This window comes from Nesterenkonia sp. HG001 (assembly GCF_034438835.1).
GTDB lineage: Bacteria > Actinomycetota > Actinomycetes > Actinomycetales > Micrococcaceae > Nesterenkonia > Nesterenkonia xinjiangensis.
The window spans coordinates 194532-216346 of the sequence record NZ_JAOSZD010000006.1; the positions used below are offsets into that span (position 1 = coordinate 194532).

Sequence of the window (21815 nt, forward strand, 5' to 3'; positions counted from 1 at the left end):
GTAGAAGACTTTTCTACAAGTTGTAGAAATGTGACCTTCGGGACCTCTGGGCGATCAGCCCAGGGCGTCGAGCCGCTCGGCGGCCAGCAGGTCCATCAGCTGATCCGCCAGATCCGCCGAGATCACCAGATCGTCGACGAAGCCGCCCCGGGCCGCGGCCAGCACCGCCTCCGGGTAGCCGACGGCGGGGGCCACCGCGAGCACCCGGGTGCGCCGCAGCTGCTCCGGAGTCACCCCGATGACACGCTTCTCCATGCCGGTCCTCGCCACGCGCCCCTGCGCATCGAGCAGGATGCCGGAGCACTCCGCGATCGCTCCGGCGTCGCGCGCCAGCTGCTTCTCCTCGTCGCTCACCCTCGCCCAGACGGTCGAGATCCCCGCGTCCCAGGCGCCGATGGCGATCACGGCGACGTCAAGTTCATCGGCCGCATCCAGAGCTGAGCGCACCTCGGCGGAGGAGCGCAGCGCGGCAGCGACCTCCGGGGAGTCCACGATCAGCGGGGTCGGCAGCGGCCAGATCTGCCCGCCCGCCCGTGACGCCAGGCGATGGACGAGGGTCGAGGACTCCCCCGTGGTGGACCCCGGGGCGCTGACCGGCCCGACGAGCTGGACGACGTCCACCTTGGGCAGCTCCCCCAGATGCTCGGGCAGGTGCATCAGCGTACGCGACCACGCCACCCCGAGGCGCGCGCCGTCATGCAGGCGACGAGGGAGGAGGTCCGCGACCTGGCGGGCCAGCGCCGAGCGCAGCGTCTCATCTGAGCGCTGGGCGACCACGGTCACCGAGGAGACGCCGAGCCTCTCGGCGAGGCCGTCATGCTCGGTCCCTCCGTCGGAGGGGTTGACGATGGTGATCCGGACGATGCCCTCATCCCGGGCCTGATCCAGAAGTCGCGCGACCTGAAAGCGCGAGAGCCCATGACGACGAGCCATCTCGACCTTCGAGAGCCCCCCGAGATAGTACTCCGTCGCCAGGTCGGCCAGCAGCGTCAGATCACGCCGCTCATCCTGCGGGTCGGACGTCATGATGCCTCCAATGCTTGCTCATTCGAGCATATATGACTACGATCACGTATCAAATGAGCGATAGATCACTCTCATATGAGCATGGACATCGTGCCTCCGCGAAGAACGGACTCCCCATGACACCGCATCCTCCCTCCAGCAGGTCCTCCGGCTCGGCCCTGAGCAGACGCACTCTCCTCGGCGCCGGCTTCGGCGCGGGGCTCGGCGCTGCGACCCTCGGCCTGAGCGGCTGCGCCACAGGGACGGCCGCCGGCACCCGAGAGACCATCGTCGTCGCCATCGTCTCCAACCCCCAGATGCAGGACGCGATGGGGCTGATCGACCACTTCCGCGCGGCCCACCCCGACGTCGACGTCCGATTCGTCTCCCTGCCCGAGAACGAGGCCCGGGCGAAGATTACCGCCTCCGTCGCCTCCGGCGGCGGCGAGTTCGACGTGGTGATGATCTCCAACTACGAGACACCCATGTGGTCGGCGAACGGATGGCTCACCGACCTCGAGCCCTACATCGCAGAGACCCGGGGCTATGACGCGGAGGACTTCATCCCGACCATCCGTGAGGCCCTCTCTCACGAAGGGCGGCAGCATTCGGTCCCGTTCTACGGCGAGAGTTCGTTCCTGGCCTACCGTCGGGACCTCTTCGAGGCGGCAGGCCTCGAGATGCCCCGCCAGCCGACCTGGGATCAGGTCCGCGAGTTCGCCGCCGAGCTGAATGCCCCCGAGGACGGCGTCTCCGGCGTCGCGCTGCGGGGCCTCGCCGGCTGGGGCGAGGTCCTCGCGCCGCTCAACACGGTGGTCAACACCTTCGGCGGCCGATGGTTCGACATGGACTGGCGTCCCATGCTCGACTCCCCTGAAGTCCACGCGGCCGTGTCCACCTACGTCGACACAGTCCGCACCTGGGGCCAGCCGGGAGCCGCGACCTCCGGGTTCGGAGACTGCCTCACCCGCGTCAGCCAGGGCAACGCCGCCATGTGGTACGACGCCTCCTCCATGGTCTCCGGGATCGAGAACCCCGCCTCGTCCACCGTGGTGGGCGACGTCGGCTACGCGCTCGCCCCCGTCATGGAGAGCAACCATGCGGGCTGGCTCTACGCCTGGAGCCTCGCGATCCCAGAGACCAGCCAGCACAAGCAGGCGGCCTGGGACTTCATCTCCTGGATGACTCACCCGGACTACTTCCGGCTCGTCGGAGAGGAGCTCAGCTGGGAGGTGCTCCCCCCGGGTTCACGCCAGTCCACCTATGAGATCCCCGAGTATGCCGCGCTGGCCGAGAACTACGCGGAGCCCACCCTGTACTCGATGGATCACGCGACCCAGGAGAACTGCATGCTCCACGAAGTCCCCTACCCCGGACTGCAGTTCGTCGGCATCCCCGAGTTCCAGGACGTCGGCACCCGCGTGGCCCAGCAGATCTCTGCCGCGGTGGCGGGCCGGCAGAGCGTGGACGAGGCGCTGAGCCAGTCCCAGACCTTCGCCGAGTCCGTCGCCCGCACCTATGGATGGGAGGGATGAGCCATGGCCACCCCTGCTGACACCCGCATCGCTCCGCACAGCGGAGGCGACAAGGTCCGCCCACGGACCTCCGCCCTCGATGATCGTCTCCGTGCCCACCGCGCCGCAGAGAAGGCGGAGGCACGACGTCGTCGGCTGCCGCTGCTGCCGGCGCTGCTGTTCGTGATCGTCTGCACGCAGGTTCCCTTCCTGCTGACCATCTGGTACTCGCTGCGGTCCCGGAACCTGCTCCGTCCCGAAGGCGACCAGTTCGTCGGACTGCGCAACTTCGCCGACCTCTTCGTGGACTCCACCTTCCGCACCGCGGCGATGAACTCGGTGCTGATCACTCTCGGCTGTGTCTTCGTCTCCGTGCTGCTGGGACTCGGACTCGCCCTGCTGCTGGACCGGAGGTTCGTCGGACGGGGCCTCGTCCGGACCCTGCTGATCACCCCGTTCCTCATCATGCCGGTGGCCGGCGCGATGCTGTGGAGCATCTCGATGTTCAATCCCAGCTACGGGCTGGTGAACTGGCTGATCGGACTGGTAGGGATCTCCCCTGTGGACTGGACCTCCCAGTTCCCGGTCTTCTCGATCATCGTGGCCCTGGTCTGGCAGTGGACTCCCTTCATGATGCTTCTGCTCCTGGCAGGGCTGCAGTCCCAGTCCAAGGACGTCCTCGAAGCCGCCTCCATCGACGGCGCCGGCGCGTGGAAGACGTTCCTGTTCGTGACCCTGCCCCACCTGCGGTTCTACCTGGAGCTCTCGGTGCTGCTGGGGGCGATCTACGTGGTCAACACCTTCGACCACATCTACCTGATGACTGCCGGAGGTCCCGGCACCGCCAGCGCGAACCTGCCCTTCTACATCTACCAGCGGGCCTTCCTCGGGTTCGACATCGGTCAGTCCGCCGCCATGGGCGTGGTCACCGTCATCGCCACCATCGTCATCGCCATGTTCGCCCTGCGGCTGATCTTCCGCAGCATCAACTCCAAGGAGCAGTCATGACCGCCGCAGTCGAGACGCCCGCCGCACCCCGGAACCGCTCGGTCACCGGACCACAGGGTGGCAGCCGGCCCCGCGCCGTCGGGAACCTGCTCACCGGTCTGGCCTGGGCGGCAGCGTTCATCTTCTTCGCCCCGGTGCTGTGGATGGTGCTCACCAGCTTCAAGCAGGAGTCCGACGCCGCCTCCTCGCCCCCGACCTTCCTCTTCAGTCCCACCCTGGACCAGTACCGAGCAATCTTCACCTCAGAGGCCGGCGGTTACTTCCTGAACTCGCTGGTGGCCACCGCCGTCTCCACGCTGCTGGTCATCGCCATGGCCGTGCCGGCGGCCTATGCGCTGAGCATCCGCCCGGTGAAGCGCACCCAGGACGTGCTCTTCTTCTTCATCTCCACCAAGATGCTGCCCATCGTGGCGGTAATCATGCCGATCTACGTGATCGCCGGTCAGCTCCGCATGCTGGACAACATCATCACGCTGATCATCCTCTACACCGCGATGAACCTGCCGATCGCGGTATGGATGATGCGCTCCTTCTTCCTAGAGGTGCCCGGCGAGGTACTCGAGGCCGCCTCCATGGACGGAGCCTCGCTGATGCTGACCATGCGCCGGGTGCTCATCCCCATGGTCACCCCGGGAATCGCGGCCACCGCGCTGATCTGCGTGATCTTCGCCTGGAACGAGTTCTTCTTCGCGTTGAACCTCACCGCGGCCAATGCCGCCACCGTGCCGGTCTACCTGATGAGCACCATGACCTCGGAGGGCCAGTTCCTCGCTCAGCTCTCCGCCGCCTCGGTGCTAGCCTCCCTGCCGGTGGTCCTGGCCGGCTGGTTCGCCCAGAAGCAGCTCGTCCGAGGCCTGTCCATGGGAGCCGTGAAATGAGCCGCATGCGCGCCGCGGTGCTGCGCACCCCCGGTGACATCGTCCTCGAGGAACGCCGGATCCCCGTCCCGGGCCCCGGTGACGTGCTGGTCCGCGTGACTGCCGTCGGCATCTGCGGCTCTGACGTGCACTACTACAGGCAGGGCCGGATCGGACCGTTCGTCGTGGAAGACCCGCTCATCCTGGGGCACGAGAGCGCCGGGGTCATCGCCGCAACGGGAGACGGCGTGGACTTCTCCCGGCTGGGGGAGCGCGTCTCCGTGGAGCCCCAGCGCATCGACTGGTCCTCCCCCGAGGCGCGGGCCGGTCGCTACAACCTCGACCCTCGCGTGCAGTTCTTCGCCACACCTCCGGTGGACGGCGCCTTCGCCGAGTACGTGACCATCCCGTCGATGTTCGCCCACAGGCTGCCCGATGAGATCTCGGCGGAGGCCGGGGCGCTGCTGGAGCCGCTCTCTGTGGCGGTCGCGGCCACCCGCAAGGCGCGCCTCGGCATCGGCGACCGCGTACTGGTCACCGGTGCCGGACCGATCGGGCTGATCCTCACCCAAGTCGCCCGCGCGCTGGGGGCCTCCGAGGTCGTGGTCACCGACGTCTCCGAGGACCGGCTGAGGCTGGCGGAGACGTTCGGCGCCACACGCGCCGTCGTCGCCGACACCGACCTCTCGGAGATGCGCGCCGATGTCCTCCTGGAGGCCTCCGGCGCACCTCCAGCCATCCATGCCGGGTTGCGGGCGCTGGGCCCGGCCGGACGGGCCGTGCTCATCGGCATGGGCGCCGATGACGTCATGATCCCGCTCACCACGGTGCAAAACCGTGAGCTCGAGGTCACCGGAGTCTTCCGATATGCCAACACGTGGCCGACCGCCATCGAGCTGGTCCGTTCCGGACGTGTGGATCTGGACCGGCTGGTCACCGGCCGATTCAGCCTGGAACAGACCGCCGAGGCCCTCACGGCCGCGGCCGACCCGCGCACGCTGAAGGCGATCGTACACCCGTCCTAATGCGTTGCCTCCGGAGCCGTTGTCGCTAAACGTGGCTTAAGTGAGCGTATTCCGACAACGGTTCCGGAGGCAACGGGCGATGACCTCCTCCACAGCGTTCCCAACACGCCCGGGAGCTCCACAGCCGGGGCCTTGCCCCTCCTCACGTGCGACATTCACCCGGAGACTCCAGGGCATGCGTCGACCGTCGCCCCTCCCCACAGAACTCCTCGAGGGAGTCTTCTCTCGACGACGCGCCCTGGAGCTCGGGGTCTCGCCGCGGCGCCTCCGCGCAGGCGACATCACCCGCGTCGGCCATGGCCTGTACCGATGCACAGCCCAGCCAGTCTTCTCCCCATCGACCCAGCATGCGCGGTTCATGAGCACGCTGCGAGCCCTGCACCACGAGTACCCCGGATTCTGGTTCAGCCACGCGACCGCCGCGGCCCTCTACGGCCTGGACCTGCCGTCCTGGCTGGACGGTTCATCCCCGATCCACCTGAGCCGGGCCGAGTCCTCGACGACGACCCATCGCCTCCCAGGCCTCCGATCGCACGCGGTGGTCGTGGAGGACGGCGAGGTCACGGAGCACCTGGGGCTGCCGGTGAGTCGGCCGGCGCGGGTGTACTTCGATCTCATGCGGGACTTGCCCCTGAAGGAGCTCGTCGCCCTAGGGGATCAGCTGGTCCGACATCCCCGGCCGGCCCTCGAGGGACGCGACGATCCCTGGGAGACGCCGTCATCGTTGGCCGAGCTGGTCGGGGCGCACCGCAAGACCAAGGGCATCGTCAAGGGGCGCGCCGCACTCGAGCTGATTCGGATCGGTGCGGATTCCCGTCCCGAGAGCTTCCTTCGGCTCGCCCTGCTCGATTCCGGGCTCCCGGAACCGGAGCTCCAGGTCCGACCGCGGCCCGGGAGCCCCTGGTCGGGCGACCTCGGATACTCGGAGCTGAAGATCGTGATCCAGTACGACGGCAGCGGGCACTTCTCTGCGGCCGAGCAGGCGAAGGACCAACGTCGCGACCGTGCCTTCGAACAGGACGGCTGGCGGATCATCCACGCCAACGCGGAGGATCTCCGCGACGGGTTCCGCCGCATCGTCGCTCGCGTGGCCCACGCCCTGACGTTGCCTCCGGAGCCATTGTCGGAATACTCGCACTTACGCGAGTTTTAGTGACATTGGTTCCGGAGGCAACGCAGGCGCAGCAGGGGAGCGCTACTCCCGCGAGAGGCCCGCAGCAGGCTCGGTGCGACCCAGCGCGCGGGCCGGGATCGCCGAGGCGACGACGGCGGCGAGCAGCGTCGCACCGACGATCAGCCCCAGCCGGCCCCAGGGGACCGCGAGCGCCACGCCCATCACGTCCTCGGCCACCAGGGAGGACACTCCGGCCCAGCCGAAGAACACGCCCAGCCCACCGCCGAGCAGCAGCGCCACGACCGCCATCAGCACCGCCTCGGTGGACACCAGACGACGCACCCCGCCGCGGGTGAGACCCAGCGCCCGCAGCAGGGCGGCCTCGCGCCGGCGTTCGAAGACCGACAGCGCCAGGGTGTTGGACACCCCGATCACCGCCACCACCACGGAGGCGGCCAGCAGCACCAGCACCACCAGCAGCACGGTGTCGATCACCTCCGAGAAGGAGGCCCGCGACAGCGCCGCCTCCACCGTCGAGGGGGTCTGCTCCCCCACGACATCGGTGAGCGTGGAACCCACGCGCATCACCTCATCAGCGGAGGCCGCATCACTGATCCGCAGCCAGGTCTGTCCGGCGGCCTCCTCCAGGTCCCACCCGGATCCGGAGGCCACCAGCACGGTCCCGGCGGGCAGCCACCCGGCCAATTCGGCCTCCACCTGCAGCGACTCCTCCCCCGGGGTGCTCAGCGTCACCCGAGCGGTCTCGCCCCAGGCGGCCACCGGCTGCTCACCCTCATAGAAGGAGGACGCCATCAGCGCCTTCCCCGACTCGGGCAGCACCTCTGCGCGTCGAGCCACGGTCTCCACGTCCTCCGCGGAGCCGGACACCACCTGCACCGGGGCGGTCTCCCCGTCCTCCGTGGCCAGTTCGGCCTGCTCCCCGGCGAGGGTCACGCTGCCGGTCACGGCGTCATCTGCGGACAGGGCGGCGTCAGACTCGGTGGAGGCCACGGCGGCGTCGACCGGATACCGTTCCGCGAGATCCTTGTCCAGCGATCGCTGGGCGGTCGCCGCGCCGACCGTCATGGTCACGACCAGCGTCACCCCGATCAGCAGCGCAGAGGTCGTGGTGGCGAGTCGGCCAGGGGTCTGCCGGGCGTTCTGCGCCACCAGCCGGGGCACCTCTCCGCCGGTGATCCGCGCCAGCAGCAGTCCAAGTCCGCGCACCGCGGCAGGGACGATCGCCCGGGCGGCCAGCAGCACCCCGAGGAACCCCGTCATCGCCCCGGCGACGCCGAGCAGCGAGCTGTGGAGCAGCGCGGCGGCCACCACCGTGCCCAGCCCCAGCACGGCCAGCACGGCACCGATTGCGGTCCGCACCCGCGGCACCCCGCCCTCGGCGGGAGCGACGTCGACCGGGCGCAGCGCCTGCATCGGCGAGGTGCGCCCGGCACGCAGCGCGGGGAACAGGCTGGCCGCACTCGTCACCAGTGTGCCCAGCACCAATCCGACGACGACGGCGGCCCCGGTGAGCTGCACGGCCGCGAACTCCTCCAGCCAGAAGCCACGAGCCGCAGCACCCAGGCCGTAGGCGGCGCCGAGGCCCAGCAGCACACCCACCGCGGAGCCTGCCAATCCCAGCAGCGCCCCTTCGGCGATCGTCGCCTGCTTGATCTGGCGGGCGGTGGCTCCGATGGCGCGCAGCAGTGCCAGCGTCGACATCCGGGAGGCCACCAGCACCCCGAAGGTGTTGGTGATGACCAGCCCGGCCACGAAGACGGCGATCGCTCCGAAGCCCAGCCCGATGCTCATCAGAATGTCACCGCTGCCGGAGAGGTCCTCCAGCCAGGCTTCAACGATCTGTTCGTGGGTGAGCACCTCGAGCTCAGGGGCGAGCTGCTGGATCTGCTCCTGAGCGATCCGCTGCGCGGCCGGGTCCCCATGCAGATCCCCGGCGAGCACCACGCGGACGGAATCCGCGTATGCCTCCTCCGGGAAGGCGTCCATCCCCTCGGCGGTGACGAAGGCCGCACCGGCGCCCTGGACGCCGCTGATCAGCCCCACCACGGTATAGGGCACCCCCGTCGTGTCACCGTCGAAGTCCGAAGAGGTCACCGTGTCCCCGACGCTGAGGGCGTAGGCGCTTGCGAACTGCTCGGAGAGGACGATCTCACCGGCGGCCCGCGGCGCGTTCCCTGCGGAGAACTCCGTCGGGAGATGCTCGGGCAGCTCGGAGACGGACAGGTACCCGTCCCGCCCTCCCAAGTCAGCGGGAGCGAAGCCGGTGCGGATCAGCTGGGCGGAGGCCACCCCGTCGAGCTCCCCCACCTCCCCGGCCAGCTCCTCGGCTTCGTCGGGATCCTCGATCACGCCACCGACGCTGACCATCAGGTCGGCACCGGCGGCTTCGGCCTCCGCCTGGGACTCCATGGTGCGGCTGAAGGCGTCGACCATCAGCAGAGAGGTCACCACGAAGGCGACCGCCACCGCGATGGCGGCACCCGCCGCGAACAGCCGGGTGCCGCCCGAGCGCAGGTTCGTGCGCAGGATCGTGTTCATCGGCCGGCCTCGATCATCGCGGCCGCCAGCTGCTCGGCGGTGGGCGCCTCGAGGGTGTCCACCACTTGACCGTCGGCCAGCAGCACCGTCCTGTCAGCCCGGGCGGCGGCCGCGGCGTCGTGGGTGACCATGATGACGGTCTGCCCGAACTCGTCGACGGCGGCACGGAGCAGCTCCAGCACCTCGGCGCCGGCCGCCTGGTCCAGGTTGCCGGTGGGTTCGTCGGCGAAGATCACCTCAGGCCGGGAGACCAGGGCGCGGGCGACGGCGACGCGCTGCTGCTGCCCGCCGGAGAGCTCGAAGGGCCGGTGATGCAGCCGTCCGGTCAGTCCGAGCCGCTCCACCACGAGGTCCACGAACTGTCGGTCCACGGGGGTTCGTCCCAACCGGGAGGGCAGCAGGATGTTCTCCTCGGCGGTCATCGCCGGCACCAGGTTGTAGGCCTGGAAGATGAACCCGAGGCGTTCCCGGCGCACCCGGGTCAGCCGCTTGTCCTCCAGCCCGGTGAGCTCCACGTCCCCGACGACGACGCTGCCGCCGTCGGCGACGTCGAGGCCGGCGAGCACGTGCATCAGGGTGGACTTGCCGGAACCGGAGGGCCCCATCACAGCGGTGAACCGAGCAGCCGGGATCTCCAGGCTGAGGCGCTTCAGCGGCCGGACGGCGGTGTCGCCGGAGCCGTAGATCTTGGTGAGGTCGGTCGCACGGACGGCGACGGAAGGTGCGTGTGTCATACCTCCACGCTATGGTCCGCCCAGGTCAGCCCACATCGGAACAGAGGATGGTTCCCCTCTCATCCTGCAGGATGAGAGATCAGTCCCCCACCAGCCCGGAGTCGTAGGCGAACACCACTGCCTGCACCCTGTCCCGGACCTCCAGCTTGGTGAGCACATGCCCCACATGGGTCTTCACGGTGGCCTCGGAGAGGAACAGTCGACGGGCGATCTCTCCGTTGGAGTCTCCGGTGGCCATTTCCTGCAGGATCTCAGCCTCTCTTGCGGTGAGTGAGTCCAGCTTCGCCCGCTGTGCGGCGGTGGGCAGCCGGCGTCCGGCACCGGACAGCAGCGTGGAGTCGAGAAGACGCCGGGTGGTGGTGGGCGCGATCACCGCCCCGCCGGTGGTGACCGTGCGGATGGAGTCCAGCAGGATCTCCGGCTGGACATCCTTGAGCAGGAAGCCGGAGGCTCCTGCCCGCAGCGCCTCCACGGCGTACTCATCGGTGTCGAAGGTGGTCAGCACGATGATCTTCGGCGCATCCCGCCCCGCCGTCCCCGAGGTGAGTCGGCGGGTGGCCTCCAATCCGTCGAGCACCGGCATGCGGATGTCCATGAGCACCACGTCAGGGGCGTGCGTCGCCACCGCCTCGAGGGCCTGCTGCCCGTCACCGGCCTGGGCCAGGACCTGCATGTCGGGCTGGGAATCGATGACCATCGCGAATCCGGCGCGCAGCAGCGCCTGGTCGTCGGCCAGCAACACACCGGTGGTGGTCATCGGATCTCCTCGTCACTCATCTTGGTCTGTCAGCGGGAGCCGAGCGACGACGTCGAAACCTCGGGTGTGCGCCGTCGTCTCCACGGTGCCTCCATGGAGCCGGGCTCGCTCTGCCATGCCCAGCAGCCCGGAGCCGGCTCCGTCCGTCTCAGCCCGAGAGCCGCGGCCGGTGTCCCGCACCGCGACGATCAGCCAGCCGCCCTCGGCCTGGAGGGCCACCGTGGCCGAGGCCTCCGGGCCGCCGTGCTTCAGCGTGTTCGTCAGGGCCTCCTGCACGATGCGGTGCACCGCCAGCCCGGCGCCCTCGGGCAGAGCGGGCGGCCTGCCGAGAGTCTCGGCCACCCGGTCGTTCAGCTCCACGGGCAGGCCGGCGGCACGCACGTCGGCGATCATCCGGCCCAGGTCCTCCAGACCCGGAGAAGGCCGAAGCAGCAGGGATTCACGCTCCTCACGCAGGACACCGAGCATGCTGCGCATCTCGGTGAGCGCCTCCCGACCGGTCCGTCCGATGGTCTCGAAGGCCTCCCCCGCGCGCTGCGGGTCCTGGGCGACCACGTACCGGCCGCCGTCGGCCTGGGCGATCATCACCGACATGGAATGGCTGATCACATCGTGCATCTCCCGGGCGATGCGCATCCGCTCGGCGTCGGCGGCCAGCCGCGTCTCATGCTCACGCTCCAGCTCGAGCAGCTCGTTGCGCTCGGTGATGGCGGCGATCTCCCGACGGCGACGCCCCCCGAGATCGCCCAGCAGCCAGGCGACCATGACCACCGCCGCCGAGAATCCGGTGAGCAGCAGGACCAGGACGAACGTCATGGGGTCGACCGGCGGACCGCCGAGGAAGATCATCTGCTGGACGAAAACCTGCCCGCCCAGCAGGACGGCGCCGATCAGCGCCACGATCAGGTACAGCCGGGAAGCCCGCCGAGTGCCGAACTTCGCCACTGAGTAGAGCACGATCGGGACGGTGAGCGCGGTGTACCCGGGCCCGGTGAGGGTGAGCACCTGCCCGAGCGCGCCGAGGGCGATGAGCCCGGCGGCCCACGCCGGTCGGGAGCGACGGGCCGCCAGCGGCAGGGTGGTCATCAGGTCCAGGGACAGCACGAGCAGCCAGGGCCCCTGCCCGCCGAACAGCGTGCGTCCCTCCGCGCCCACGGCGGTCAGCACGGCGATCAGCGCCAGCGGGAGGGCGATCAGCCCCCCGTCGAGGATCCATGGGCGCCGGCCCAGCGTCTGCCAGAGCCGCACGTGGAGAGGCTGCATCGTCGTCATCGCTGGGGCCACACGGAGCGGGTGCGCATCACCTCGGCGAGCGCCTCGGCGTCGTCGGTCATCAGTCCGTCCACACCCAGGTCGATGAGCCGGTGCATCTCCTGCGCGTCGTCCACCACCCAGACGTGGACCTGCAGTCCGGCCCGGTGGCAGCGGCGCAGGAATCCTGGGGTGATGATCCGGATCGGGCCCTGCCGCACCGGCACCTGGAGACAGTCGACGGCGGCGATCCGGCCGGACATCGCGCGCATCAGCCCCAACGGGCCGAGCAGGACGAACGCGGCGGTGGAGGCCAGCCCGGCCGAGGTGAGCATGCGGCGGGTCAGCCGCCGGGTGACTCGCCGGCGTCGAGCGTCGTTGAAGCTGGCGACCAGGACACGGTCATGGGCCTGATGCTCCTCGACGATGCGGACGAACTCCTCCACCGCCTGGGCGTCCTTGAGGTCCACATTGAGGTGGACATCGTCCCAGGTGGTGAGCAGGTCCTCGAAGCGGACCAGCCGCGCGTCGTCGTCACCGGCGCGGCCCGTGACGCCGACGCGCAGCCGGGAGAGCTGCTCCCAGGTCTTCTCCCGCAGCTTGCCGGTGCCGTCGGTGACCCGGTCGAGGATCTCGTCGTGGAAGACCACCAGGGTGCCGCAGGCGGCGGTTCGGACGTCGATCTCCAGGTAGCGGAAGCCCAGCTCGACGGCGCGGCGGAAGGCACCCATCGTATTCTCCCGCTCGGGGTCCGCGCCTCGGTGGGCGAAGGCCAGCACCTGACCCTCCAGGGGCCCGGGCACCGTGTTCAGGAGGTACGCCACAGGACACCGTCCCCGCCGTCGAGCAGGTCCTCCAGCACCAGCGCGACGCCGTCGGCGTCGCAGTCCGCGGTGAGATGCCTCGCGGCCGAGCGGGCCATCGGGTGGGCCGAGCCCACGGCCCAGGAGGTGCCGGCCCATTGGAGCATCTCGATGTCGTTGGGCATGTCCCCGAAGGCGATGACCTGGTCCCTGGTGATCCCCTCGGCGGCGGCGAACCGCCTCAGTGCGGCCGCCTTGTCCACACCCTTGGCGGAGATCTCCAGGAGGCTGACCCCGGGGGCGGAGTGGGTCACGGTGACCAGCTGGCCGACCCGAGACCGGACCGTCTCCAGGAACGCGTCGGCGTCCATGGCGGTCGTCTTGGCCAGCAGCTTCACCACACCGGGGCGGGAGCGGCTGTCATGGCGACCGAGGGTGTCGTCGAGCCGCCCCAGGCGCAACATGTCGTCGGTGACACCAGCGGCGCGGCGGCGGTCCTCCTCGAAGAACAGCGAGTCCACCAGGAAGGGCGGCTCGGCGTGCAGGTTCTGAAGGGTCTCGGCGGCGAAGCTGGCCTGCGCATCGATCTCGAGGATGTGATCCTTCACGGCGAAGAGGGTGGCCTCCTCCATGGGGTCCTCGCGCAGCAGCCGCTGCTCAGCGAGGTCGTAGACCACCGCCCCATTGGAGCAGATGACCGGACCGATCCCGCCCAGCGCGTCGGCCACCGGCTTGAGCCAGCGCACCGGGCGACCGGTCACCAGCACGATGCGCACACCGGCGTCGCGGGCCGCGCGGAAGGCGGCCACGGTACGGTCGGTGACGATCCCGGTCTCGGCCGAGGCGTAGCTGAGGATGGTGCCGTCGATGTCGCTGGCGATCAGCCGGGTCCTCTCCAGCGTGGTCACCGGTGCGCTACGCAGGCTCTGCACCCTCTTCGAGCGCGGCCCCGAGCTCCGCGGCGGTGGGCGGCTGGGCGCCGAAGCGTGAGGACGTGATCGCGGCCGCGCGGGCGGCGGTGCTGAGCACATCGGTGAGCTGGGAGGCGGTGATGTCCTGCAGAGCCTCGCGACGGGCCGCCCCGAGGAGCCCCAGGCCGCGCAGCGTGGACAGGGTGGCCGCCATGAACGAGTCTCCGGCGCCGACGGTGTCGGCCACCTCGATGGAGAACGCCGGCTGGTCCACGAAGCCGGAACGGGCCAGGCCCATGGCTCCGGAGGAGCCACGGGTGATGATCACGACGCCGGGGCCCAGCTCCAGCCAGGCCCGCATGGTGTCCTCGTGGGTGCGCTCCGGGTAGAGCAGGTCGATGTCGTCGGTGGAGGCCTGCACGACGTCGGCCAGGGAGATGAACTCCTCGGCCTGGTCCCGGGCCTCCTCCCGGTTGGGGATGATGGAGGGCCGGTAGTTGGGGTCATAGCTGATGGTCGCGACGTCGCGCGCACGGTGCAGCAGACCCTTCACGGTCTCCGCCCCGGGCTGCATCATGGCCCCGATGGAGCCGGTGTGCAGCAGGTCCAGTGCGGGAGACTCCTCAGCCCGGGTCTCCTGCACCAGGGCGCAGAAGGACTTCTCCAGGGCGGCGGCCGGAGGCAGCGTCCAGTCCAGGGTGAACTCGTAGCTGGCCTGACCCGCCGGATCGAGCACGGCCTTGGCCACAGAGGTGGGGCTCGCGTCGGCGTCGAGCAGTGCGGTGATCCCCTGGGCGCGCAGACTGCGGGCGATCATCCGCCCATACTCGTCCTCACCGTGCCGACCGGCGAACACGACGTCATGCTCAAGCCTGGCCAGCCCGACGGCCACATTGAAGGGGCTGCCTCCGACGTGGGCTTTCGGGGCGGAGGTCTCCGAATGGACGACATCCACCAGGCACTCGCCGATGACCGCCAGGTATGCACTCATGCCCCCTAAACTACCGCAGTTGTGCGGACTTGCGGAGGTCGCCGACGGGCGGCGGGTGCTGACGGTAGGTGCGGAACGCCTTGCCCTGCATGGCACGGTGGTAGAGGGTCCGCCGCAGGTCACTGTCGACGTCGTAGAAGAAGGGATTGACGATGCGACCCTGCTCGGCGAGCGCGGTGATGCGTCGGAGCTGATCCGCGCTGGCGTGCTTCTTCACCAGCGGCAGCGGCAGCGTGGTGTGCAGGGCGGGCTGCTTGGCCACCTGGTGGTCCGGTCCGCCGAGACCGCCGCGCAGGTGCTCCTCCACGTAGAGCCGAGCCGGGTTCACTCCGGAAGCGGTGAGGTAGTGGTGGTTGCGCCCCAGCCGCGGGTTGAGCTCGAAGAACTTCGCAACGCCGTCGCGCGGGTCCACCTTGATGTCGAACATCGCGAAGCCCCGCCAGCCGATGGCGCGCAGCAGCGCCGCGCCCTGCTTCTCCACGGCCTCGTCCCGGGAGGTGAGCACCGCCGGGGAGTTGCCCTCCAGTCCGGGGGCGTGGTCCTCGACGATGACCTCCCCGAAGGCGGTGAGCCGCACCCGGCCGGTCTGGTCGGAGAAAAAGGTGGCCAGGCGCAGCTGGGAGTCCGGGCCGGGGATGTGCTCCTGGGCGATGAGCACGCCGGTGTAGCCGGCGCCTGCAGCCTTGCCCAACAGCCCGGTGAGCTCCTCGGCGTCGTCGACGTAGTGGACCTTGCGCCGTCCCTCGAAGCTGATGTCCGCCCAGGCTCCGCCGTCGCCGGCCTTGAGCACCAGGGGGAAGGAGACCCCCGCCTCGGCGAGCTCTTCGGCGGCAAAGGACTGTGCGCGCTGCTCGGTGTGCGCGGCGCAGTCGTAGGCGGCGGTCTTCGGGTAGGGGACCCCGAGCTCTTCGCAGAGCGCGTAGAAATTCTCCTTCAGCGCGACCCTGTCGAGCAGCTGGGCCGAGGGGTAGGGGATCGTGTAGCCGACCGCCTCCAGCTCGGCACGGTGGTCCACGGCGAAGCGGACGAGGTGGTCGTAGTTGGCCAGCAGGAGCAGCGGGCGGGGCCGAGCGCCGTCGTCGGTGAGGAGGGCGGCGACCTCCTTGAGCTTGGCGATGACCGGTTCGGCGGTGGTCATCGACCCGGCCGGGAAGGCCTCCAGGATACGGGAGTGCTTCAGGTTGCGATTGACCGTGGTCGGGATGATCGCCGAGATCGCCCCGAAGGCCTCATGGAACTCGCGCGCCAGGGAGTAGGTGCCCACGTCTCCACCGGTGATGACCGGGACGAAGGCCTGCTCCTGAGGTATCCGCATGGCCACGACGCTAGCAAAGAACGGTGGACGATTCCTGGATACGTCGCTGTTAGGGTCGGCCCATGGAGGACACCCCGCGAGAGACCCTTCCCGAGGATGCCCGAGACGCCCTGGTGCGGGCCCACCGGTCCTATGCGGAGGCGCCGATCCGATCGGCCGCACAGAAGGAGCGCGGGGCAGTGCTGGCCGAGCTGGCGGTGGCCGGGCGCGCCGCCGGATGGCCGATGCGCCTGCTGGCCGAGCCCTGCGGTGTCAGCGCGGAGCGGCTGCGTCAGCTGGCCTCCCGGCACAGCGGGGAGGTCGCCGACGCCGCCGCGGCCCTCTTCCCGCCCTATGAGCGCCCCGCGCCGGCCCGCCGCCGACCGGCACAGCACCCGCATCTGAGCCCGGCCGAGGCCGAGGAGCTGCGGGGTCTGGCCGCGCTGGCCACCCGGCGCACCGGCTCGCACGCCGCTGACGCGCCGGAGGCACTCGCCAGTGAGCGGTTCACCGCCATGGTCCGTGAGCACCACGCACGCGGAGTGATCTGGGCGGAGATCTCGGATGCGACGAAGCCGTGGTCGAGCTGGCCGCTGAGCGAGACGGAGCGGCAGCTGGAGCCGGTGGTGCGGGTCAGCGGACTGCGCCAGCGGGTCAGCCGCGCGGCACGGCGCCGATGAGCAGCACCGCGTCGAAGAGGCGGAGGCAGGGGGCCTCGACATCCTCCTGGCCCGCAGCGCCGGGGCCTGGACCTCGTTGCGGCAGCCGCGAGACCATGGCAGGCAGAGTGTCGAAGAAGGGAGCCCTCTTCTGTGAAGACATCGCTGACCTGTCTCCTGGTCGTCCTCGCCGGGTTCACTGTCGGCGTAGGGCGCGAGGCCGCCGTCGCCTTCCTCCAGGCCGAGCCGCTCACCGGGATCGTCTCCGTGCTCGCCCTCGCAGCCGCCGGGTCGGCCGCACTGTACGGCGCGCTTCGACGTGGCAGGCCGGACGCGGGACTGGAACGCATCCTGGCACGCCCTCTCGTCACGGCTGTGACGGCGGCGACGGCGGTGCTGGCCTTCTACCTGCCGAGGATGGTCTTCCGCGGTGAGGCGATCCTGGACCTGCTGGTGGCTGTCGCGGTGGCCACGACGATCGTCGTCCTGGCCGGCGTCACCATGAGCGTCTTCTACCGACGGATCGTCCTGGAGGACCCGGAGGGTTTCGACTGATCCTCGTCAGGCCCCGCGGACCGAGACGATCTCCCCGGTCTCCACGTCCATGGTCACGATGGTGGGGGCACCGGAGTTGAGCAGCTCTCGCTCGGAGGCGCTGAGCAGTCCTGGAGCGCCGGGGGCCTCAGGCACGGCCACGTCGGTGATCTGGCTGGACGCCACGTCCACGGTGACCAGCAGGTCCTCGTCGGTGTCCAGCAGCGACTGCTTCTCCGGGCTCAGCGAGGCCGTGACGGCCTCGGGGCCCTCCTGTGGGGAGACGGCGGCGGCCGACCCGCCGAACACGGCGGTCAGGCCCAGGGCGGCGGCGATCGCGGCGAAGCGGCGCGGCATCACGTGTTCAGCGTCAGTGCTCATCAGTTCCCCCTTTGAACTGACTGTACCCGATCACATCGGAGTCACATAGGCTCCCGCGATGCCGCCGTCCACCAGGAATTCGCCGGCGGTGATGAAGGAGGCGTCGTCGGAGGCCAGGAAGGCCACCGCGGCGGCGATCTCCTCCGGCTCGGCGAAGCGACCCATGGGGGCGTGCACCAGACGGCGGGCCGCCCGCTCCGGATCCTTCGCGAAGAGCTCCTGCAGCAGGGGCGTGTTCACCGGGCCGGGGCACAGGGCGTTGACCCGGATCCCCTGCCGGGCGAACTCCACGCCCAGCTCCCGGCTCATCGAGAGCACCCCGCCCTTGGAGGCGGAGTAGCTGATCTGGCTCGTCGCCGCGCCCATCACCGCCACGAAGGAGGCGGTGTTGATGATCGAGCCCCGTCCCTGGGCCTGCATGTACGGGATCACCTGCTTGCAGCAGTGGAAGACGCTGGTGAGGTTCACCTCCTGGACACGCCGCCAGGCGTCGAGCCCGGTCTCCAGGATGGATGCGTCGTCGGGTGGGGAGATCCCGACGTTGTTGAAGGCCACGTCCACAGCGCCGAGGCGCTCCTGTGTGGTCGCGAACAGCTCGATGACCTGCGACTCGTCGGTGACGTCGGTGCGCAGGAACAGCCCGCCCACCTCCTCCGCGAGACGGGCCCCCTGGTCCTCGTCGCAGACGTCGGCGATCACCACGGTCGCTCCCTCGTGCGCGAGGCGACGGACCGTGGCCAGGCCGATGCCGGAGGCCCCGCCGGTCACGGTCGCGACTCGGCCGGCGAGCCTGTTGGTGACCAGCCCACGGAAGGGGGACTGGGATGCGGTGTCAGTCATGGGTGCTCCTCACAGTGAAGCGGACGGGGTCAGCTGGTGGAGATGAAGACGTTCTTCACCTCGGTGAAGGCCTCCAGGGCGTCGGGGCCGAGCTCACGGCCGATCCCGGACATCTTGAAGCCGCCGAAGGGTGTGGAGTGGCGCACCGAGGCATGGGAGTTCACCGAGAGGTTTCCGGCCTCCACGGCGCGGGAGACCCGCAGCGCCCGGCCGACGTCGCGGGTCCAGATCGAGCCGGAGAGGCCGTAGTCGGAGTCGTTGGCGATCCGCACCGCGTCGGCCTCGTCCTCGAAGGGCACGACGGCGACCACCGGCCCGAAGACCTCCTCGGTCAGGAGCCGATCCGCCGGGCCCTGCGGCATGACCACCGTGGGAGGGAACCAGAAGCCCTCGCCGGAGGGCGCCTCCCCCTGGAAGGCGATGTCGGCCCTCGGGGTGCCGTCGGGAGCCTGGACATAGCCGGCCACCCGGTCCCGGTGCCGCGCGGAGATCAGCGGGCCCATCACGGTGTCCTCACAGCGGGGGTCCCCCACCCGGACATCCCGGACGGCGGGCTCCAGCAGCTCCATGAACCGGTCGAAGACGCTGCGCTGCACCAGGATCCGGGAGCGTGCGCAACAGTCCTGGCCCGCGTTGTCGAAGACCCCGCCGGGCGCCTGGGCGGCGGCCACCTCCAGGTCGGAGTCGGCGAAGACGATGTTCGCGCTCTTGCCGCCGAGTTCCAGAGTGACCCGGGTGAGCTGCTCGGCGCAGCCGGCCATGATCCGCTTGCCCACGGAGGTGGAGCCGGTGAACACGACCTTCCTCACCTGCGGGTGAGTCACGAAGCGTTCCCCGACGACGGCACCCCGGCCCGGCAGCACAGTCAGCACCCCCTCCGGGATTCCTGCCTGCAGCGCCAGCTCTCCGAGCCGGATCGCTGTCAGCGGGGTCAGCTCCGCCGGCTTGAGCACCACGGTGTTGCCGGCGGCCAGGGCTGGGGCGAACCCCCAGCCGGCGATGGGCATAGGGAAGTTCCAGGGGACGATGATCCCCACCACTCCCAGCGGCTCGTGGAAGGTCACGTCCACTCCGCCCGAGACGGGGATCTGGTGTCCGAGGTTCCGCTCCGGGGCGGCGGCGTAGTACTCGAGCACATCCCGGACGTTGCCGGCCTCCCAGCGGGCGTTGGTGATGGTGTGGCCACTCCCTGTGACCTCCAGCTGAGCGAGGTGCTCGATGTCCTCGTCCACCAGGCGCGCGAACCGGCGCAGCAGGCGGGCACGATCCTGCGGGGCCACGTCGCGCCAGGCGGGGAAGGCGGCCGCCGCACGGGCGATGGCCGCGTCGGCCTGCTCCAGGTCCGCCAGCGGGACCTCACGGACGGCTTCTCCCGTGGCGGGGTTGATGACAGTGTGCGTGCTCATGCTGCGACCTCCTGACGTGCGGCCTCGATGAATCCCTCGAAGAGGCGGATGTCGTGTGGATTCTCCTCCGGGTGGAACTGGACTCCGAGGACCCAGCCGGGCGCCTCAGGCATCTCCACGATCTCCACGGTGCCGTCGGCCGCCCGTCCGGTGACCTGCAGGCCCGGGGCGAGCCGGTCGAGGCTCTGGTGGTGGTAGCAGGGGGAGCTCGCCGTCTCACCGAGCAGTCCGGCGGCCAGAGAGCCGGGCTGCACCGTGAACTGGACGGCTCCGTACTGCCCGGGCGCCGGCTGGTACTGCGGCCCGGCCTCGGGGACCAGGTCCGGCAGGTGCTGATGCAGGGTTCCGCCGCAGGCGACGTTGAGGACCTGCAGGCCGCGGCAGATCGCGAAAAGCGGCAGGCCTCGCTCCAGGGCGGCGAGGGTCAGCCGCGCGTCGTGCTCATCCCGGTCGGGCTGGGCCACCGTGGTGGAATGGGTCGGGTGACCATACCGCGCAGGATCGACGTCGGTGCCGCCGATGACGACCAGCCCGTCCAGGACCTCCAGGACAGCGGGATCGGTGCCCACCGGAGGAAGCAGCATCGGCACTCCGCCGGCCTCCACCACCCGGCGGACGTAGTTTCCGGGCACGATGGCGGCGGTGTCCTCCCACACGCCCCAGCGTCCCTGCTGCCAGTACGTGGTGAGCCCGATGCGCGGGCGCGGGGTCGGCGTCCTCTCCTCAGTGTCGCTCGAACCCACGCGTCACCTCCCAGTCGGTGACGGCCGCGTGGAACTGCTCCAGCTCGACGTCGGCATAGTGCGTGTAGTGGGCGACGACCTCTTCGCCGAAGAGCTCCCGGACCGTCTCCGAGCCGGCGAACAGGTCACGAGCCTCGGCCATGGTGGAGGGGACCTGGTCGGCGTCGACGTCGTAGGCGTTGCCCGCGATGGCCTCCGACAGCTCGAGCTCCTGCTCCACACCGTGGAGACCACCGGCGAGCATGGCCGCCATGGCCAGGTACGGGTTGGCGTCCGCCCCGGGCACCCGGTTCTCCATCCGCGCGGAGGGGCCCTCCCCGACCAGCCGCACCGCACAGGTGCGGTTGTCGAGTCCCCAGCCGATCGTCGTCGGGGCGAAGGAGCCCTTGGCGAAGCGCTTGTAGGAGTTGATGTTGGGGGCGTAGAAGAGCGTCATCTCCCGCATCGTGGCCAGCACCCCGGCGATGAAATGGTCGTAGAGCCTGGTCCGGCGGCCGTGCTCCGCGTCCCAGAAGGCCAGCTCGCCGTCTAGCCCGCGCAGGGACATGTGGATGTGGCAGCTGGAGCCCTCTCTGGCGTTCGGCTTGGCCATGAAGGTGATGGACTGCCCACGCTGGGAGGCCATGTGCTTGGCGGAGAGCTTGTAGAAGGTGTGGTTGTCGGCGGTGGTGATGACGTCGTCGTACTTGAAGGCGATCTCATGCTGGCCGAGGTTGCACTCCCCCTTCGCCGACTCCACCGTCATTCCGGCCTGGTACATGGCGTTGCGGATGTCCCGCAGCAGCGGCTCCACGCGCAGGGACCCCAGGATCGAATAGTCCACGTTGTAGCGGTTCGCCGGAGTGAGGTCGAGGTAGTGCCGCTGTGAGGCCTCCTCATAGGAGTCCTCGTACATGACGAACTCCAGCTCGGTGCCGGCGAGCGCGGTCAGTCCCCGCGCGGCCGCCTTGTCCTGCTGGGCCTTGAGCAGCGAGCGCGGAGAGACCGGCACCGGGCGGCCATCGGTGGTGGCGAGGTCCACCTGCATGATCGCCGTGCGGTCCATGTAGGGGACGCGGCGGATGGTGCTGTGATCGAGGATGAACTCCATGTCCCCGTAGCCGGTCTCCCAGCTGGTCAGCGAGTAGCCGTCCACGGTGTTCATGTCCGTGTCGACGGCGAGCAGGTAGTTGCAGGCCTCGGTGCCGTGGGCGAGCACGGAGTCCAGGAAGAACCTGCCATGGATGACCTTGCCTTGGAGGCGGCCCTGCATGTCGGTGAACGCGAGGATCACCGAGTCGATCTCTCCGGAGGTGATGTCGGCGGCGAGCTGGGCGGCGCTGAGCATGCGGCCGTTGCGGGGTGCGGGCAGCTGGTCGAGGTCGAGGGGGTTCATGGTGCTCCTTGGGCCGTCTGTCGGCGGATGAGGGAGGGCAGGTCTGGGCTCGCT

22 protein-coding genes are annotated in these 21815 nt (G+C 69.8%); 7 read left to right on the forward strand and 15 right to left on the reverse strand.

Annotation, left to right across the window (positions count from 1 at the left end; all coding sequences use genetic code 11):
- Nucleotides 1-54 precede the first annotated feature (54 nt).
- Nucleotides 55-1026 (reverse strand): sugar-binding transcriptional regulator, encoded by a 972-nt coding sequence (locus ODE13_RS12000; protein ID WP_322479488.1) that lies wholly within the window; start codon nt 1024-1026, stop codon nt 55-57.
- A 116-nt stretch (nt 1027-1142) separates the two neighbouring features.
- Between ODE13_RS12000 and ODE13_RS12005 the strand changes: the two genes are divergently transcribed.
- From ODE13_RS12005 to ODE13_RS12025, 5 genes are all read left to right on the forward strand, one after another.
- Complete coding sequence (locus tag ODE13_RS12005; protein WP_322479489.1) at nt 1143-2540, forward strand: sugar ABC transporter substrate-binding protein; 1398 nt, start codon at nt 1143-1145, stop codon at nt 2538-2540.
- Between the two features lie 3 nt (nt 2541-2543).
- Nucleotides 2544-3527 (forward strand): carbohydrate ABC transporter permease, encoded by a 984-nt coding sequence (locus ODE13_RS12010; protein WP_179541491.1) that lies wholly within the window; start codon nt 2544-2546, stop codon nt 3525-3527.
- Nucleotides 3524-4405, forward strand: a complete 882-nt coding sequence (locus ODE13_RS12015; protein ID WP_322479490.1) for a carbohydrate ABC transporter permease — start codon at nt 3524-3526, stop codon at nt 4403-4405. Before ODE13_RS12010 ends, ODE13_RS12015 begins: the two co-directional genes overlap by 4 nt.
- Complete coding sequence (locus ODE13_RS12020) at nt 4402-5409, forward strand: NAD(P)-dependent alcohol dehydrogenase (RefSeq protein ID WP_322479491.1); 1008 nt, start codon at nt 4402-4404, stop codon at nt 5407-5409. The genes ODE13_RS12015 and ODE13_RS12020 overlap by 4 nt, the downstream gene beginning before the upstream one ends.
- 175 nt (nt 5410-5584) lie before the next feature.
- Nucleotides 5585-6562, forward strand: a complete 978-nt coding sequence (locus tag ODE13_RS12025) for a type IV toxin-antitoxin system AbiEi family antitoxin domain-containing protein (RefSeq protein ID WP_322479492.1) — start codon at nt 5585-5587, stop codon at nt 6560-6562.
- 42 nt (nt 6563-6604) lie between these two features.
- On the opposite strand, the gene ODE13_RS12030 is transcribed toward ODE13_RS12025, so the two are convergent.
- The 8 genes from ODE13_RS12030 to ODE13_RS12065 all read right to left on the reverse strand — a co-directional run bounded on the left by ODE13_RS12030 (nt 6605) and on the right by ODE13_RS12065 (nt 15844).
- A complete protein-coding gene (locus tag ODE13_RS12030) occupies nt 6605-9082 on the reverse strand; it encodes an FtsX-like permease family protein (RefSeq protein WP_322479493.1) in 2478 nt (825 codons plus the stop codon).
- Nucleotides 9079-9816, reverse strand: a complete 738-nt coding sequence (locus ODE13_RS12035; protein WP_322479494.1) for an ABC transporter ATP-binding protein — start codon at nt 9814-9816, stop codon at nt 9079-9081. Before ODE13_RS12035 ends, ODE13_RS12030 begins: the two co-directional genes overlap by 4 nt.
- Before the next feature lie 79 nt (nt 9817-9895).
- Nucleotides 9896-10573, reverse strand: coding sequence for a response regulator transcription factor (locus ODE13_RS12040; protein ID WP_322479495.1), 678 nt, complete (start codon nt 10571-10573; stop codon nt 9896-9898).
- Between the two features lie 12 nt (nt 10574-10585).
- Nucleotides 10586-11836: a sensor histidine kinase gene (locus ODE13_RS12045; protein ID WP_322479496.1), complete on the reverse strand. Its 1251-nt coding sequence runs from the start codon at nt 11834-11836 to the stop codon at nt 10586-10588.
- A 5-nt stretch (nt 11837-11841) separates the two neighbouring features.
- Nucleotides 11842-12648 (reverse strand): glycerophosphodiester phosphodiesterase, encoded by an 807-nt coding sequence (locus tag ODE13_RS12050; RefSeq protein WP_322479497.1) that lies wholly within the window; start codon nt 12646-12648, stop codon nt 11842-11844.
- Nucleotides 12633-13559 carry a Cof-type HAD-IIB family hydrolase gene (locus ODE13_RS12055; protein ID WP_322479498.1) on the reverse strand — a complete coding sequence of 309 codons (927 nt, stop codon included), beginning with the start codon at nt 13557-13559 and terminating at the stop codon, nt 12633-12635. The genes ODE13_RS12050 and ODE13_RS12055 overlap by 16 nt, the downstream gene beginning before the upstream one ends.
- Nucleotides 13543-14529: a carbohydrate kinase family protein gene (locus tag ODE13_RS12060; protein WP_179541483.1), complete on the reverse strand. Its 987-nt coding sequence runs from the start codon at nt 14527-14529 to the stop codon at nt 13543-13545. The genes ODE13_RS12055 and ODE13_RS12060 overlap by 17 nt, the downstream gene beginning before the upstream one ends.
- A gap of 10 nt (nt 14530-14539) precedes the next feature.
- Complete coding sequence (locus tag ODE13_RS12065) at nt 14540-15844, reverse strand: carbamoyl-phosphate synthase (RefSeq protein ID WP_322479499.1); 1305 nt, start codon at nt 15842-15844, stop codon at nt 14540-14542.
- Between the two features lie 62 nt (nt 15845-15906).
- Here ODE13_RS12065 and ODE13_RS12070 point away from each other — a divergent pair, with 62 nt between their 5' ends.
- The gene (locus ODE13_RS12070; RefSeq protein WP_322479500.1) at nt 15907-16503 is read left to right on the forward strand and encodes a hypothetical protein; all 597 of its coding nucleotides are present in this window, start codon (nt 15907-15909) and stop codon (nt 16501-16503) included.
- Here the strand turns inward: ODE13_RS12070 and ODE13_RS12075 are convergent.
- Nucleotides 16478-16645: a hypothetical protein gene (locus ODE13_RS12075; protein ID WP_322479501.1), complete on the reverse strand. Its 168-nt coding sequence runs from the start codon at nt 16643-16645 to the stop codon at nt 16478-16480. The two genes, ODE13_RS12070 and ODE13_RS12075, sit on opposite strands and share 26 nt — an antisense overlap.
- Between ODE13_RS12075 and ODE13_RS12080 the strand changes: the two genes are divergently transcribed.
- Complete coding sequence (locus ODE13_RS12080; RefSeq protein WP_322479502.1) at nt 16636-17037, forward strand: hypothetical protein; 402 nt, start codon at nt 16636-16638, stop codon at nt 17035-17037. The genes ODE13_RS12075 and ODE13_RS12080 overlap by 10 nt on opposite strands.
- 6 nt (nt 17038-17043) lie before the next feature.
- Here the strand turns inward: ODE13_RS12080 and ODE13_RS12085 are convergent, their stop codons facing one another.
- Genes ODE13_RS12085 through ODE13_RS12105 form a run of 5 tightly spaced genes read right to left on the reverse strand, consistent with a single transcriptional unit; the run spans nt 17044 to nt 21761 of the window.
- The gene (locus ODE13_RS12085) at nt 17044-17397 is read right to left on the reverse strand and encodes a hypothetical protein (protein ID WP_322479503.1); all 354 of its coding nucleotides are present in this window, start codon (nt 17395-17397) and stop codon (nt 17044-17046) included.
- A gap of 30 nt (nt 17398-17427) precedes the next feature.
- Entirely contained in the window at nt 17428-18237 is an 810-nt protein-coding gene (locus tag ODE13_RS12090; RefSeq protein WP_322479504.1) for a 3-oxoacyl-ACP reductase, read from the reverse strand.
- Between the two features lie 29 nt (nt 18238-18266).
- Complete coding sequence (locus ODE13_RS12095; protein ID WP_322479505.1) at nt 18267-19643, reverse strand: aldehyde dehydrogenase family protein; 1377 nt, start codon at nt 19641-19643, stop codon at nt 18267-18269.
- Nucleotides 19640-20386, reverse strand: coding sequence for a gamma-glutamyl-gamma-aminobutyrate hydrolase family protein (locus ODE13_RS12100; protein WP_322479506.1), 747 nt, complete (start codon nt 20384-20386; stop codon nt 19640-19642). The genes ODE13_RS12095 and ODE13_RS12100 overlap by 4 nt, the downstream gene beginning before the upstream one ends.
- The gene (locus ODE13_RS12105) at nt 20367-21761 is read right to left on the reverse strand and encodes a glutamine synthetase family protein (protein ID WP_322479507.1); all 1395 of its coding nucleotides are present in this window, start codon (nt 21759-21761) and stop codon (nt 20367-20369) included. Before ODE13_RS12105 ends, ODE13_RS12100 begins: the two co-directional genes overlap by 20 nt.
- Nucleotides 21762-21815: the final 54 nt, after the last annotated feature.